Here is a 14,094-nt window from a genome sequence, read left to right as displayed (position 1 = left end):
TGCAGTGTAAGGCAAGGCGACGATGCGCGTATGACTGCTCTGACGGACGTCAGTGCGCCAGTTGCCCGGCAATCCAGTGCAACACCGGAAATATCACGGCCCAGAGCAGGGCGAGGCCGATCAGGGTGGCGGCAGTGCCGTAGCCAAAACTGACCCCGGCCAACTGGCTGCCTGCGTAATACGACAGCGGCCCACCCAGCGCGCCCAGCAGGCTGGCACGCCACCAGGGCTGGGCGCTCCAGGCCAGGCAATGGCGCAAGGTCGTGGCCAGCAGCGCCCACAGCAAAATCAACCAGAAGGGAATCAACGGCCCGGGCGCGCCGAAGTGAAACACGCCGAAGGTGCGCAGCGACGTATCGATGACTGTCCCCAGCAGGGTCACGGCGAGAATCGCCTGGCCTTCGCGGGACCAGGCACTTATCCACAGCAGATGGAGGGCCAGTACCGCCAGCCCCACCAGCAGCCAAAGGCTGTCCCCACCCAGTACACAGGCAAACCAGCCGCACTGGAAGAGCACGGCATTGGCCACGGTCTTAAGCACTGAAGCGCCCAAGCAGCGGTGGGTTGATGGCCGACGGCTTGGCCAGCAGCAGTTGCGCGGTGCCGATGGTGCGCTCCATGAAGCCGCCCTCGCAGTAGCACAGGTAAAACTCCCACAAGCGCAGGAAGTATTCGTCGTAGCCCAGCTCCGTCAGGCGACCCTGGGCGCGGCGAAAGTTCTCATGCCACAGGCGCAGGGTTCGCGCGTAATGCAGACCGAAATCCTCCATGTGCAGCAGGTTCATATCGGTGTCGCGGCTGACGATCTGCAGCATGTTCTGCACGCAGGGCAGGGCGCCACCGGGGAAGATATAGCGCTGGATAAAGTCGACGCTGTTCTTGGCCTGCTCGAAACGTTGCTCACGGATGGTAATGGCCTGCAGCAACATCAAGCCGTCGCTCTTGAGCAGGTGCGCGCATTGCTTGAAGTAGGTCGGCAGGAAACGATGGCCCACCGCTTCGATCATCTCGATGGACACCAGCTTGTCGTACTGGCCGGTCAGGTCGCGGTAGTCCTGCAGCAGCAGCGTGACCTGGTCTTGCAGGCCGAGGGCCGCGATGCGTTTTTCGGTGTAGGCGAACTGCTCCTTGGACAAGGTCGTGGTGGTGACCTTGCAGCCGTAATGCTGCGCTGCATACAGCGCCATGCTGCCCCAGCCAGTGCCGATTTCCAGCAAGTGGTCGGTGGGTTTGAGGGCGAGCTTCTGGCAGATACGCTCAAGCTTGTTCAGTTGCGCCTGTTCCAGGCTGTCGTCGGCGGTCAGGAACTGCGCGGCCGAGTACATCATGGTCGGGTCGAGGAATTCTTCGAACAGGTCATTGCCCAGGTCGTAGTGGGCCGCGATGTTTTTCTGCGAGCCCTTGCGCGTGTTGCGGTTGAGCCAGTGCAGGCCTTGGGTGAACGGCCGTGCGAGGCGCGCCAGGCCACCTTCCATCGCGTCGAGCACATCGAGGTTGCTGACCATCACGCGCACCACTGCGGTGAGGTCCGGGCTGCTCCAGTAGCCGTGGATAAACGCCTCGCCGGCGCCGATGGAACCGTTGGCCGCCACCAGGCCCCACACCGCCGGGTCGAGAATCTGGATCTCGCCCAGCAGGTGCGCTTCGCGTGCGCCGAACACTTGGCGCTCGCCATCCTCGATCACCACCAACTGGCCATGGCGCAGTTGGCTGAGTTGGCGCAGCACACCTTTGCGCAGCAGCGCACTGGTCAGGCCGTTGACGTTCAGGCGGTTGGTCTTGACCGATAAGCTAGGGGATTTCATGGCGGCGATCCTTGGTATACCCGACTGCGGTGCGAGAGGCGCCATCGGCGGCCTGATGGGAAAAAATCGGTGTGCGTTTGAGCAACAGGCGCAAGGCCTGCCAGTAGATGGCGAGGCAGGTCTTGGCGGTCATCCACGGAAAGCGCCACAGGTAGCGGTGCAAGCTGGCGCGGGTGAGTGTTTCCTTGTGCAGGCTCAGCGTGGCATCGAAGACTTTCAGCTCGCCTTGCCAATCGGCCATGTGCACGCCGAGCTTGGCGGCGGGCGGGCTGAAGCTCATGCGGTACTCCAGGTCGCGCGGCAAGAACGGCGACACATGAAACGCCTTGGCCACGGCGAAATGCTGGTGCTCATCCGCGCCAAGGGCCTGGGCCGGCAGCACGTAGTGATAGCGCTCGCGCCAAGGGGTGTTGGTCACTTCGCACAGGATCGCGGCCAGACGTCCGTCGGCCTCGAAGCAGTAGAAGAAACTCACCGGATTAAAAGCCAGGCCCCAACTGCGGGCCTGGGTCAGTAGGCAGATTACGCCCTGGGGTGTACGCCCCAGCGCCTTGCCGACTTCCTGGCGCACGGCGGCGGTCAAGCTCATGCCGTGGCGCGTCAATTCACGCAGGTAATCCTGCTGGCGAAAACCGAAGGGTGCCAGGCGACTCGCGCCGGCCAGCGGCGAGAGCCCGAGCACTTGCTCTTCTTCGCTCAAGTCCAGGTACAGCAGCCCGATGCGGTAGCGAAAGGCGTGAGCCTTGGGCGCAAACCGGCGATGGGCGATCCAGCCGCTGTACAGGGCGCTGTTCACAGGGCCTCCCCGAAGGCTTGCGCCACGCGCAGGGCGCTGACCACGCCGTCTTCATGGAAACCATTGGCCCAGTAGGCGCCACAGTAAAAGGTGTTGCGCGTACCGCAGAGTTCTTCCCAACGACCTTGGGCCGCCACCGCCGCGAGGCTGTATTGCGGGTGGGCGTAGGTATAGCGGGCGAGGATCTTCAGCGGGTTGATCATTGGCGTCTGGTTGAGGCTGACGCAAAACGTGGTGGCGCTGTCGATGCCTTGCAGGATGTTCATGTCGTAGGTGACGGCCGCCTGGGCCTGCGTGTTGCCGGTCAGTCGATAATTCCAGCTGGCCCAGGCCAGCTTGCGGTCGGGCAGCAGGCGGGTGTCGGTATGCAGCACGACATCGTTGTCGGCATAGGGCAGGGCGCCGAGGATCTCCTGCTCGGCCTGGCTCGGGTCGCCGAGCAACGCCAGTGCCTGGTCGCTGTGGCAGGCGAACACCACCTTGTCAAAGGCTTCGGTGCCGGCCGCGCTGTGGATAACCACACCCTCGGCGTCGCGTTCGACCAGGTGCACGGGGCAATTGAGACGCACCTGTTCGCGAAAGCTGCGGGTCAGCGGCTCGATATAGCGGCTGGATCCGCCTTCGATCACACACCATTGCGGGCGGTTGTTCACCGAGAGCAGGCCGTGGTTCTTGAAGAAGCGCACAAAGAACTGCAGCGGGAACCCCAGCATGTCCTGCAGGGACATCGACCAGATCGCCGCGCCCATCGGCACGATGTAGTGCCGGATAAAGCGCGGGCCATACCCGCCGGCCTCAAGGTAGTCACCCAGGGTCATTTCGGCGCTGATGCGCTGCTCCTGCAGGTCCAGCGGCGCCTGGCGATTGAAGCGCAGGATATCGCGCAACATGCCCCAGAAACCTGGCGACAGGATATTGCGGCGTTGGGCGAACAGGCTGTTGAGGTTGTTGCCGTTGTACTCGAACCCGGCGTTCTCGTCGCACACCGAAAAACTCATCTCGGTGGGTTTGAACGCCACCCCGACCTGCCCCAGCAGGCGGATGAAATTGGGATAGGTCCAGTCGTTGAATACGATGAAACCGGTGTCCACCGCGTAGCTTTTACCCTCGACCGTCACATTGACCGTGTGGGTATGCCCGCCGATGCGGTCGCCCGCTTCGAACAGCGTGATGTCGTGGCGACGGCTGAGCAGGTAGGCGCTGGTCAGCCCGGCGATGCCGCTGCCGATAATGGCGATCTTCACAGGTCGTCCTTCTGCGGCGGCGGGCTGCGCAGCATGCGCTTGCCGATGATCAACTGGGCACGGTTGGGCAGTTTCGACAGCGGCCACAGGGTGGCGATAAACAGCGCCGGGAAGGCAATCTCGAGTGGGCGTTTTTCCAACTTGGCGAAGATGTGCCGCGCGGCTTTGTCGGCGGACCAGCTCAGGGGCATCGGGAAATCGTTGCGCTCAGTCAGCGGGGTGTCGACGAAGCCTGGGCTGATCACCGTGACGTCGATGTTTTCCGGCGACAGGCTGATGCGCAGCGATTCGAACAGGTAGCGCAGCCCGGCTTTGGACGCACCGTAGGCCTCGGCACGCGGCATCGGCAGGTAGGTCACGGCACTGGCGACGCCGACCAGATGCGGGGTGCGCCCGGCACGCAGCAACGGCAGCGCGGCTTCGATGCAATAACTGCTGGCGAGCAAATTGGTGCGCACCACATGTTCGACAATCGAGGCGTCGAATTGCCGGGCGTCCACGTATTCACAGGTGCCCGCATTCAGGATCACCGTGTCGAGCGAACCCCAGGCCGCGGCGATCTGCTCACCGATCTCGCGCACAGTCTGGCTGTTGGTCAGGTCGCCAGGCACCACCAGCACTTGTCCGGGAAAACGTTGGGCGAGGGCCTGCAGCGGGCCTTTGCTGCGCGAACTCAGTGCCACATGGGCGCCGCTGTTGAGCAGCTCCACGGCCAGCGAGGCACCGATGCCACTGCTGGCGCCGGTCAGCCAATAACGACGGGGCGGCAGTGCGTTCATCCCATTCTCCTTTTCAGCCAGTTGACGACGCTGCCCAGTACGGGAAGGTGTTCGTAGAGCAGGGCGCCGGCATCGAAGTAATCGCGATGGCGGTAGACCTTTTCACGCCACATCAGGTGCGAACAGCCCTCCACGCGGATGACCTTGCCGTTGGCCAGGCGCGGGTGGGTAAAGCTCATTTTCCAGCGCAGGTAGCCTTCGCCTTCGGCCACCTGGTCGAACCCGTGGAAGTCGAAGCGCAGCTGGCTGACGTTGCTGTACAACTCGGCGAAGTAGCGGTGCATCGCGGGCAATCCCTGCACCTCATGCAGTGGATCGGTAAAGGCGATGTCCTGACTGTACAGGCTGTCGAGCAGGTGCAGGTTGTGTTTGTCGAGGGTGGAAAAAGCCTGGGCGAAGCGGCGCAGGAAATCACTCATGTTCGGCGACCTCCTGGCGTGAAGGCAGGCTGCGGAAGGCTGCCAGGGCGCGTTCGCGGGACTTTTTCAGGTCGACGATGGCGCGCGGGTAATCCGCCACGCCGAACAGGCCGCCGACTGCCTCGGGGTTGTGCACTTCCTTTTTATTCAGCGCGACCAGTTCCGGCAGCCAATGCTTGATAAACACGCCTTCGCTGTCGAATTTTTCCGATTGGCTCAGTGGGCTGAAAATCCGGAAGTACGGGGCCGAATCGGTGCCGGTAGAGGAACTCCACTGCCAGCCGCCGTTGTTGGCCGCCAGGTCGCCGTCGATCAGGTGGCGCATGAAGAAGCGCTCGCCTTCACGCCAGTCGATCAGCAGGTTCTTGGTCAGGAACATCGCGACCACCATGCGCAGGCGGTTGTGCATCCAGCCGGTCTCCAGTAGTTGGCGCATGGCTGCGTCGATGATCGGCAGCCCGGTGCGGGCTTGTTGCCAGGCCGCGAGGTCCTTGGGCGCGTCACGCCAGGCGACCGCCTCGGTCTCGGGGCGGAAGGCGCGATGGCGAGACACCCTTGGATAGCCGACCAGGATGTGTTTGTAGAACTCGCGCCAGAGCAACTCGTTGATCCAGGTGATGGCGCCGATATCGCCGCTTTCGAATTCGCCCTGGTTGGTTTGCAACGCGGCGTGCAGGCACTGGCGCGGCGACACCACGCCCGCCGCGAGGTAGGCGGACAGCTGGCTGGTGCCGGGCTTGGCCGGGAAGTCGCGCTCGTCCTTGTAGTAACTGATCTGCTGGTCGGCGAAGGCGTCGAGGCGGCGGCGGGCTTCCTCTTCGCCGGCGGGCCAGAGGGCGCGCAAGGTCTCGCTGGGTGGTGCAAACCCGTCGACCTGCTCGGGGATCGGATCACTTTTCAACGGGACAGGCGCTTGGGCCTTCGGCGTCGCGACCAGGCGCGGCAGGGCGCTGTGTAAGCGGGTGTAGCAGACCTTGCGGAACTGGCTGAACACCTGGAAGTACGTGCCGGTCTTGGTCAGCACGCTGCCGGGTTGGAAAAACAGCTGGTCCAGGTAGCTGTGAAAGCTGACGCCATCGGCGTCCAGCGCCTTGGCCACTGCCGCATCGCGACGGCTTTCATGGATGCCGTATTCCTCGTTGACGTGCACCGACTGCACCGACAACTCCCGGCACAGCTTGCCCAGCGCGGCGGGCACCTGATCCCAGGTGGCGGCGTGGCGGATCAGCAGGGGGATATTCAGCTTGCCCAGGGCCTGGCTCAAGTGCTGCAGGTTGCGCAGCCAGAAGTCGACTTTGCACGGCGCATCATCGTGGGCCAGCCATTGCTCCGGCGTGATGAGGTACACGGCTGCAACCGGGCCGCGCTGGCAGGCGGCGGCGAGGGCGGTGTTGTCGTGTAGGCGCAGGTCGGTGCGCAGCCAGATCAAATGCATTTAAAGAAGTCCACGCTGGATCAGTATCTGGTGGGCCGACAAGGGGTCTTCGGCCACGAACAATTCAGGGGTGTCACGGGTTAATACGGCTAACTCGGCCTGGTGGATGCATACCGTTGGTCCGACGATCAACTTTGGGCCACTGACGCCGCTCAATAGTTTTGCGAGTGCCGACAAGTGGAGGGCCTTGCTCGAATACAGCAGCACCGCGCGCGGTTGCAGGTGCTCCACGGCCAGGGCCAATTCGCCGGCGGGCAGTGGCCAATCGAAGACTTCCACCGGGCAATCGGCACTGCTGGCCAGCCAGGCGCTGAGCCACAGGTGCGGCTCCAGTGGCAGGTCGGACTGATTGATCAGCAGCAGCGGCGGGCCCTGCAACTGGCGGTTGTTGTGATAGATGCGTGCGCCGAATTTGCTGCGCAGCCAGGACAGGAAAAACACCCGCTCCATCTGCGCGCCGAACTGGCCTTGCCAGCGCTGCTCCAGGTCCTGCAGCAGCGGCAGCAACAATTGCTCGCACAACGTGCGCGGCGGGTACAGCGCCATGGCCTGGTTGAAGACGTCGTCGACCCGGCGTTCGATCAATTCGCTGATGGCATTCAACAGGTTCTGGCGCAACCCGTGCCACTCATTCTCGACAGTCTCTGGAAGGGCTTGGGCAGAGTCGATCAGGCCTTTGACCTGGCTGACCGGCACGCCGCGATTGAGCCAGGTCAGGATGGTGTGGATGCGTTGCACGTGATCGGCGCTGAACAGCCGATGGCCCTTGGGCGTGCGCTGGGGCACGATCAGGCCATAGCGGCGCTCCCAGGCGCGCAGGGTCACGGCGTTGACGCCGGTCTGGCGCGCCACTTCGCGAATCGGCAGCCAGCCGTCTTCGAGGGCTTGGGCGATGTCGTCGCCGGTTTCGTCTTGCAGGGCGGCTTTCATAGGTTAGATCGCATTACGCAGGCTGAGATTTTCCGGGTGCGGTTGCAGGTACGCCTGCTGCGCGATGTAGCGGTCCGGGTGTTGGCGAAAGTGATGCTTGAGCAAGGTCAGCGGCACCACCAGTGGCACGATCCCCTGGTGGTACTGGCCGATGACGGTCTGCATTTCCTGTTTGTCGTCGGCGCTGATGGCTTGCTTGAGGTAGCCGCTGATGTGTTGCAGCACATTGGTGTGGGTCCCCCGAGTGGCGCACTTGCGCAGGCCGCTCATCAGTTCGCTGAAGTAGCCGGTGGCCAAGGTGTCGAGGTCGGTGCTCCGGGTCATGCTGCCCAGCAGGTGGCCGAGGCTTTTGTAGTGCGCCGGGCTGTGGGCCATCAACAAGTATTTGTAGCGCGAATGGAAGGCCAGCAGGCGATGACGGCTGAGCCCTTCGGCGAGCAGTTGTTGCCAGCTGGCGTAGACAAAGACGCGGGTCATGAAGTTTTCCCGCAGCACCGGGTCGTTCAGCCGACCATCCTCTTCCACCGGCAGGTTGGGGTGGCGCGAGCAAAACGCCTGGGCGTAGATGCCGCGCCCGCCGCCATCCACCGGCGTGCCGTTGTCGCGGTAGACCTTGACTCGCTCCAGGCCACAGGACGGTGACTTCTGCATGAAGATGTAACCGCACAGGTCGGTATGCGCGGCGGCCATCTGCTGGCCGTAGTCATCCAGCGGTTGGGTCACATTCAGCTCGCGATGCACGGTGCCCACGGCTTGCGGGTGCGCCGGATCGCCCACCAGGCGAATCGGTTCGCGGGGGATGCCCAGGCCAATCGCGACTTCTGGGCACAGCGGTACGAACTCGAAATAGTCGCTGAGCGTCTGGCTGCAGAGAGGGGATTGTTTATGCCCGCCGTTGAAGCGCACGTTTTCGCCAAGCAGGCAGGCGCTGATCGCGATCTTTGGCTTACCGGAGTGGGACATGGCCAAACCTCTACAAGATTCCTGTACAAGACTAAAAACTTGTACAACTAAATCTCATGATAGGTTTGATGCTGTACAAGTCAAATATTTTGTACAAGTATTTTTCGCGGAGGTTATTTCCAGCCGATCTGCCAGTCCTCGGCGTTCTGCAGGCTTTGCCACGCCAGCCTTTCGGTGCGCCGCGTCATGACGGCTTGCAGGTCGATTTCCAGCACGGTGCCTTCTTCGTCACGGATCAGCTCGGTGACCAAAAAGTGTTTTTCCTTGTTGCGGGGGTGCGCTGCTGTCCACTTCGACAGCAGCAATTTGGCGGGGTTGATGCGGTTCATTGCAGGTGCTCGATCAAGCGTCGCGCGGCCTCCTGGCCACTGAGCCAGGCACCCTCGACGCGGCCCGACAGGCACCAGTCGCCACACACGTACAGGCCCAGGTCGGCGTCGGCCAGCACGCCGAACTCATGGGCGCTGGACGGTCGCGCGTACAGCCAGCGATGTGCGAGGCTGAACGACGGGGCGGGCATGGCGCTGTGCAGCAATTCGGCGAAGGCCCCATGCAAGTGTTCGATCACGGCTTCCTTGGGCAGGTCCAGGTGGGCCCTGCTCCAGGCGCTGGTAGCGTGCAGCACCCAGGTGTCGAGGGTGGTGTCGCGTCCGGGTTTGCTGCGGTTGCGCGCCAGCCAGTCGAGAGGGCTGTCTTGCACGAAGCAGCCTTGCATGGGCGTATCCAGGGGCTTGTCGAACGCCAGGGCGATGGCCCAGGTCGGGTCCATCTTCACGCCGGCGGCGGCACTTGCCAGCTTGGGCGCGGCGGCCAGCAGCGCGGTGGCTTGCGGGGCGGGTGTGGCGATGATCACGTGGCTGAACGGGCCGTGGTTTTCGCCGTCGGCGTCCAGCAGGTTCCAGTGCTGTTTGCCCATGAACACTTCGGTGATGCGGCAACCGAACTCCACCGGCAGGTCATCGAGCAGGGCGCGGGTGATCGCGCTCATGCGCGGTGTGCCGACCCAGCGGATTTGTTCATCGGGAGACGGGGTGAGTTGGCCGGACTTGAAGTTGTACAGCTGGGGCTTCCATTGCTCGGCCCAGCCGTTGCTTTGCCAGCGCTGCACTTCGTTGACGAAGCGGCGGTCGCGGGCGGTGAAGTATTGCGCACCCATGTCCAGCGCGCCGGCGTCGCTGCGCTTGCTGGACATGCGGCCACCACTGCCGCGGCTTTTATCGAAGAGTTGTACAACGTGCCCAGCGTCTCTTAACGCTCGGGCGGCGGAGAGACCGGCGATGCCGGTGCCAATGATCGCGATGGGAACAGTCATGGGAGGCCTCATTTTACCGTTGGGTACAGACTACGCCGACACCAATAGCTGTACAATATTGTTTTTTGGTATAAGTTTTGGCTTACCTGTTCTTACGGCGTGACCTATGGTTAAAGCTGAGGCTTGAACCTGCGTTACGCCCGATTACAAATGGTCCCTGCTTATAAAATAGACTAGCGATGGGCGGCAAACGTTACATGAGGAAGATCCCATGCACATTTTGCTGACCGGCGGTACTGGTTTGATTGGCCGCCAACTTTGCCGACACTGGCTTGCCCAGGGTCACCGCTTGACCGTGTGGAGTCGTGATCCGGAACAGGTGGCCCGTTTGTGTGGCGACCAGGTCCTGGGTGTGGGGCGCCTGCAAGAGGTGATCGGCCCGGTGGATGCGGTGGTCAACCTGGCGGGCGCGGCTATTGCAGACCGTCCCTGGACCCATAAGCGCAAGGCGCTGTTGTGGAGCAGCCGTATCGGCCTTACCGAAACCCTGCTGGCCTGGCTGGAAGGCCTGGCACAGAAACCCTCGGTGTTGATCTCCGGTTCGGCGGTGGGCTGGTATGGCGACGGCGGCGAGCGTGAACTCACCGAAGCCAGCGGCCCGGTGCAGGACGATTTCCCCAGCCAGTTGTGTATTGCCTGGGAGGAAACTGCCCTGCGCGCAGAAGCGTTGGGCCTGCGTGTGGTGCTGGTGCGTACCGGCCTGGTGCTGGCCGCAGAGGGCGGCTTTTTGTCGCGGCTGTTGCTGCCGTTCAAACTCGCGCTGGGCGGGCCGATCGGCACCGGTCGGCAGTGGATGCCATGGGTCCATATCAAGGATCAAATCGCCCTGATTGATTTTCTTCTGCACAAGCCTGACGCCAGCGGTCCGTATAATGCCTGCGCGCCACATCCGGTACGCAACCGTGAGTTCGCCAAGACGTTGGGCCAGGTGTTGCACCGCCCGGCGTTCATGCCGATGCCGGCCTTTGCGTTGAAGGTAGGGCTGGGCGAGTTGTCCGGCCTGTTGCTGGGCGGGCAAAAGGCCTTGCCAGAGCGGTTGCTGGCGGCCGGTTTCACTTTCCAGTTCACTGAATTGCGCGCGGCTTTGGATGACGTGTCCAGCCGCCTCTAGAGATAGGATGTTGCATGACGGATCACGCGTTGTTACTGGTCAACCTGGGCTCACCGGCGTCCACTTCGGTGGCCGATGTGCGCAGCTACCTCAATCAGTTCCTGATGGACCCTTACGTGATCGACCTGCCGTGGCCGGTGCGGCGTCTGCTGGTGTCGCTGATCCTGATCAAGCGGCCCGAGCAATCGGCTCACGCCTATGCCTCCATCTGGTGGGACGAGGGCTCGCCGCTGGTGGTGCTCAGCCGCCGCCTGCAACAGCAGATGACTGCGCAATGGACCCAGGGCCCGGTTGAGTTGGCGATGCGCTACGGCGAACCGTCGATTGAAAGCGTGTTGACCCGCCTCGCCGCACAGGGCATTCAGAAAGTCACCCTCGCGCCGTTGTACCCGCAGTTCGCCGACAGCACCGTAACCACAGTCATCGAGGAAGCCAGGCGCGTAGTGCGCGATAAAAAACTCGATGTGCAGTTCTCGATCCTGCAACCGTTCTACGACCAGCCCGAATATCTCGACGCCCTGGTAGCGAGCGCGCGGCCTTATGTGGAACAGGATTACGACCACCTGCTGCTGAGTTTCCACGGCTTGCCTGAGCGCCACCTGACCAAACTCGACCCCACCGGCCAGCATTGCTTCAAGGATGCCGACTGCTGCAAGAACGCCTCCGCCGAGGTGCTCAAGACCTGCTATCGCGCGCAATGCTTCAGCGTCGCCCGTGACTTTGCCGCGCGCCTGGGCTTGCCGGAAGATAAATGGTCGGTGGCGTTCCAATCGCGCCTGGGCCGCGCCAAATGGATCGAACCCTACACCGAAGCGCGCCTGGAGGCGTTGGCACAGCAAGGTGTGAAAAAGCTGCTGGTGATGTGCCCGGCGTTTGTCGCCGACTGCATCGAGACCCTGGAAGAAATCGGCGATCGCGGCCTGGAGCAGTTCCGCGAGGCCGGGGGCGAGGAGCTGGTGCTGGTGCCGTGCCTGAATGATGATCCACAGTGGGCGAAGGCGCTCAATACCTTGTGTGAGAGAGCCCCAACGGCGCTGTAACCAGGCCTTATACCGATCTAACTGTAGGCGCTGGCTTGCCGGCGCCTGCAGTTAGAGGGTGTTACAGGTTGAGCGTCAGGCTGACCGTGAAATTGCGCGGCTCGCCGGGGCTGATCCAGTAGCTGCTGTAGGACCGCTCGTAGTAATTCTCATCAAACAGGTTGTTGAGGTTCAGCCCCACGGTGAGGTTGTCCGTGGCCTTGTAATGGGCCAACAGGTCGACGGTGTGATAAGCCGGTAGTTCGAAACGCGTCCCTGCCTCACCCGAGCGGTCACCTACATAAGTGAACGCCGCCCCCAGGTCTGAGCCGCGCAACGCGCCGTCCTGGAACTCATACACGCCCAGCAGACTGCCGCTGCGCTTGGCCACGCCGAGGATCCGGCTGCCGGCGGGAAGGGTTTTATCGCCTTTGGTCACCTCGGCGTCGATGTAGGCAAACGCGCCGATCACTCGCACGGCATCGCTCACTTGCCCGCTCAGTTGCAGGTCAAGGCCTTGGCTGCGCGCCTTGCCCACGGCGCGGTTGAGGTTGGTGGCGGGGTCCAGGGTGAGTACATTTTCCTTCTCGATATGGAACGCGGCCAGGGTGGCGCTGAGACGGTCGTCGAACAGCTCGCTCTTGACCCCCACTTCATAGCCCACGCCTTCTTCCGGCGTGAAGGATTTCCCGTCGGCGCCCAGGCCGCTGTTGGGCTTGAACGACGTAGAGGCATTGGCGAACACCCCGACTTGCGGCGTGAGCTGATAGAGCAGGCCGGCACGCTGGGTCAAGGCATCGTGGGTTTGCTGGCTCCTGGCGTGGTTGCGGGTGAAGTCGTCGATGCTCTGCTCGAAATGCTCGAAGCGCGCACCGACCATGCCGCGCAGGCGGTCGGTGAAGATGACCTGGTCTTGCAGGTTCAGCGCATGGCTTTGGGTCTGTTCGAAGAAGTCAGTGCCGGAGCGCGCGCCGTTGGGTTTGGGCTGGCCGTAGACCGGGTTGTAGATATCGAGGGTGTAGCGGCTCCCGCCAATCGCCGTGACGCGTTCTTTCTTGCGATAGTCCTCGTATTCGGTGCCAACCAGCAACTCGTGCTGCCAACTGCCGATGTCGAACAGGCCGCGCAGCTCCAACTGGGTAATGCTGTCGTGCCAGCCCATGGAGCGTTCACGGTAGCGGCGGTCGATGGTGTGGCCGTCGGCGTTCAGTGCGCGGTTTTCCGAGGCGTCGCCCCACAGGCTGCCCTGTTTGTAGTGGCTGGCCAGGCGCAGTTTCCAGGCGTCGTTGAGATGATGCTCAAGGCTGGCCTGGAGACGGTTGTTATGGTTGTCGATATCGCCGTCGTTGGGTTCACCCAGGAAGGTGGCGCGGGACACGCCGCTGGCGTCGACGATGCCGCGGTCGAAGGTGGAGCTGTGGCGCACCAATTCGCTTTCCACCAGTAGATGCGTGTCCGGGTCCAGTTGCCAACTGAATGAGGGGGCAACAAAGACCCGCTTGCTCTGCACATGCTCGCGAAAGCTGTGGTTGTCTTCCACGGCCAGGTTGACTCGCGAGAGCAGGTTGCCCTCGCTGTCCAGCGGGGTGTTGAGGTCGACGGCGGTGCGATAGCGATCCCAGCTGCCCGCGCTGGTTTGCACGGTGGTGAAGGCATCGGGCTGGGGCTTCTTGGTGACGATGTTCACGGTGCCGCCGGGATCGCCACGGCCGTAGAGGCTCGCGGCGGGGCCCTTGAGTACTTCGATGCGTTCGATATTGGCGGTGTCCGGCGTGCTCGGGTAGCCACGGTTGGCGCTGAAACCGTCCTGGTAAAACTCCGACGTGGTGAAGCCGCGCACGCTGTATTCGTAGAGGGTGAGGCCGCCGAAGTTGTTTTGCTTGGACACGCCACCGGCAAACTCAAGGGCGCGTTCTACCTGGGTGCTGCCCAGGTCCTTGAGCACCGTTGCGGGAATCACGCTGATCGATTGTGGGATGTCGTGCAGGGCTGTGTCGGTTTTTGTCGCACTGGCCGAACGCGTTGCACGGTAGCCCTTGACCGGGCCGGTGGCGGATTCATAGGCGTCGGTGGTGACGCTGATGGTGTCGAGTTCCAGGGTGTTGTCTTCGGCGTAGGCGGGGTCAAGCAACAAGCCCAGGGCCAGGCCAGCCATGGGGGCAATTCTTCGAGACGGCATGATAGAGCGTTCCAATAGCGATATTGAAACAATATAACATGCCTAATGAGAATGCCTTCGCTTTGAAATATGAGCTTACAGGTACCCGCAAACGGGTACCTG

General features: G+C 62.7%; 14 protein-coding genes. 2 read left to right on the top strand and 12 right to left on the bottom strand.

All coding sequences use genetic code 11. The features are described from left to right. Window positions 1-49: 49 nt before the first annotated feature. The 11 genes from C9990_RS27480 to C9990_RS27430 form a co-directional block, all read right to left on the bottom strand. The gene (locus C9990_RS27480) at window positions 50-541 is read right to left on the bottom strand and encodes a DUF2878 domain-containing protein (protein WP_106805201.1); all 492 of its coding nucleotides are present in this window, start codon (window positions 539-541) and stop codon (window positions 50-52) included. Then, on the bottom strand, window positions 534-1,805 hold the full coding sequence (locus C9990_RS27475) for a cyclopropane-fatty-acyl-phospholipid synthase family protein (protein ID WP_065900509.1): 1,272 nt from the start codon (window positions 1,803-1,805) through the stop codon (window positions 534-536). The genes C9990_RS27480 and C9990_RS27475 overlap by 8 nt, the downstream gene beginning before the upstream one ends. After that, window positions 1,792-2,601, bottom strand: a complete 810-nt coding sequence (locus C9990_RS27470; protein WP_065900510.1) for a DUF1365 domain-containing protein — start codon at window positions 2,599-2,601, stop codon at window positions 1,792-1,794. The genes C9990_RS27475 and C9990_RS27470 overlap by 14 nt, the downstream gene beginning before the upstream one ends. Continuing rightward, entirely contained in the window at window positions 2,598-3,845 is a 1,248-nt protein-coding gene (locus C9990_RS27465; protein WP_106805200.1) for an NAD(P)/FAD-dependent oxidoreductase, read from the bottom strand. Before C9990_RS27465 ends, C9990_RS27470 begins: the two co-directional genes overlap by 4 nt. Further along, window positions 3,842-4,624 carry an SDR family oxidoreductase gene (locus tag C9990_RS27460; protein WP_065900514.1) on the bottom strand — a complete coding sequence of 261 codons (783 nt, stop codon included), beginning with the start codon at window positions 4,622-4,624 and terminating at the stop codon, window positions 3,842-3,844. Before C9990_RS27460 ends, C9990_RS27465 begins: the two co-directional genes overlap by 4 nt. Beyond that, window positions 4,621-5,043, bottom strand: coding sequence for a nuclear transport factor 2 family protein (locus C9990_RS27455; protein ID WP_065900516.1), 423 nt, complete (start codon window positions 5,041-5,043; stop codon window positions 4,621-4,623). Before C9990_RS27455 ends, C9990_RS27460 begins: the two co-directional genes overlap by 4 nt. Next, on the bottom strand, window positions 5,036-6,478 hold the full coding sequence (gene phrB, locus C9990_RS27450; RefSeq protein ID WP_106805199.1) for a deoxyribodipyrimidine photo-lyase: 1,443 nt from the start codon (window positions 6,476-6,478) through the stop codon (window positions 5,036-5,038). Before phrB ends, C9990_RS27455 begins: the two co-directional genes overlap by 8 nt. Then, entirely contained in the window at window positions 6,479-7,408 is a 930-nt protein-coding gene (locus C9990_RS27445; protein ID WP_065900520.1) for a MerR family transcriptional regulator, read from the bottom strand. A gap of 3 nt (window positions 7,409-7,411) precedes the next feature. Then, complete coding sequence (locus C9990_RS27440; RefSeq protein ID WP_106805198.1) at window positions 7,412-8,371, bottom strand: DUF523 and DUF1722 domain-containing protein; 960 nt, start codon at window positions 8,369-8,371, stop codon at window positions 7,412-7,414. Window positions 8,372-8,484: 113 nt separating this feature from the next. Continuing rightward, complete coding sequence (locus C9990_RS27435; protein WP_065900523.1) at window positions 8,485-8,700, bottom strand: TIGR02450 family Trp-rich protein; 216 nt, start codon at window positions 8,698-8,700, stop codon at window positions 8,485-8,487. Next, the gene (locus tag C9990_RS27430) at window positions 8,697-9,683 is read right to left on the bottom strand and encodes an NAD(P)/FAD-dependent oxidoreductase (protein WP_106805197.1); all 987 of its coding nucleotides are present in this window, start codon (window positions 9,681-9,683) and stop codon (window positions 8,697-8,699) included. Before C9990_RS27430 ends, C9990_RS27435 begins: the two co-directional genes overlap by 4 nt. A 211-nt stretch (window positions 9,684-9,894) precedes the next feature. Here C9990_RS27430 and C9990_RS27425 point away from each other — a divergent pair, with 211 nt between their 5' ends. Both C9990_RS27425 and hemH read left to right on the top strand, forming a co-directional pair. Further along, window positions 9,895-10,794 carry a TIGR01777 family oxidoreductase gene (locus C9990_RS27425; RefSeq protein ID WP_106805196.1) on the top strand — a complete coding sequence of 300 codons (900 nt, stop codon included), beginning with the start codon at window positions 9,895-9,897 and terminating at the stop codon, window positions 10,792-10,794. A 14-nt stretch (window positions 10,795-10,808) separates the two neighbouring features. Beyond that, complete coding sequence (hemH, locus tag C9990_RS27420; RefSeq protein ID WP_065900526.1) at window positions 10,809-11,834, top strand: ferrochelatase; 1,026 nt, start codon at window positions 10,809-10,811, stop codon at window positions 11,832-11,834. Between the two features lie 61 nt (window positions 11,835-11,895). Here the strand turns inward: hemH and C9990_RS27415 are convergent, their stop codons facing one another. Beyond that, window positions 11,896-13,992 (bottom strand): TonB-dependent siderophore receptor, encoded by a 2,097-nt coding sequence (locus C9990_RS27415; protein ID WP_106805195.1) that lies wholly within the window; start codon window positions 13,990-13,992, stop codon window positions 11,896-11,898. Window positions 13,993-14,094: the final 102 nt, after the last annotated feature.

The sequence above is a fragment of the Pseudomonas sp. S5D5 genome (assembly GCF_003013355.1).
GTDB lineage: Bacteria > Pseudomonadota > Gammaproteobacteria > Pseudomonadales > Pseudomonadaceae > Aquipseudomonas > Aquipseudomonas aylmerensis.
This window is presented reverse-complemented; position numbering and strand designations above follow the sequence as displayed.

Bases quoted from the DNA above. Each gene is read 5' to 3' on its own strand.
- C9990_RS27475 (WP_065900509.1), bottom strand. From the start codon at position 1,805: ATGAAATCCCCTAGCTTATCGGTCAAGACCAACCGCCTGAACGTCAAC.
- C9990_RS27460 (WP_065900514.1), bottom strand. From the start codon at position 4,624: ATGAACGCACTGCCGCCCCGTCGTTATTGGCTGACCGGCGCCAGCAGT.
- C9990_RS27455 (WP_065900516.1), bottom strand. From the start codon at position 5,043: ATGAGTGATTTCCTGCGCCGCTTCGCCCAGGCTTTTTCCACCCTCGAC.
- phrB (WP_106805199.1), bottom strand. From the start codon at position 6,478: ATGCATTTGATCTGGCTGCGCACCGACCTGCGCCTACACGACAACACC.
- C9990_RS27445 (WP_065900520.1), bottom strand. From the start codon at position 7,408: ATGAAAGCCGCCCTGCAAGACGAAACCGGCGACGACATCGCCCAAGCC.
- C9990_RS27440 (WP_106805198.1), bottom strand. From the start codon at position 8,371: ATGTCCCACTCCGGTAAGCCAAAGATCGCGATCAGCGCCTGCCTGCTT.
- C9990_RS27435 (WP_065900523.1), bottom strand. From the start codon at position 8,700: ATGAACCGCATCAACCCCGCCAAATTGCTGCTGTCGAAGTGGACAGCA.
- C9990_RS27430 (WP_106805197.1), bottom strand. From the start codon at position 9,683: ATGACTGTTCCCATCGCGATCATTGGCACCGGCATCGCCGGTCTCTCC.
- C9990_RS27425 (WP_106805196.1), top strand. From the start codon at position 9,895: ATGCACATTTTGCTGACCGGCGGTACTGGTTTGATTGGCCGCCAACTT.
- hemH (WP_065900526.1), top strand. From the start codon at position 10,809: ATGACGGATCACGCGTTGTTACTGGTCAACCTGGGCTCACCGGCGTCC.
- C9990_RS27415 (WP_106805195.1), bottom strand. From the start codon at position 13,992: ATGCCGTCTCGAAGAATTGCCCCCATGGCTGGCCTGGCCCTGGGCTTG.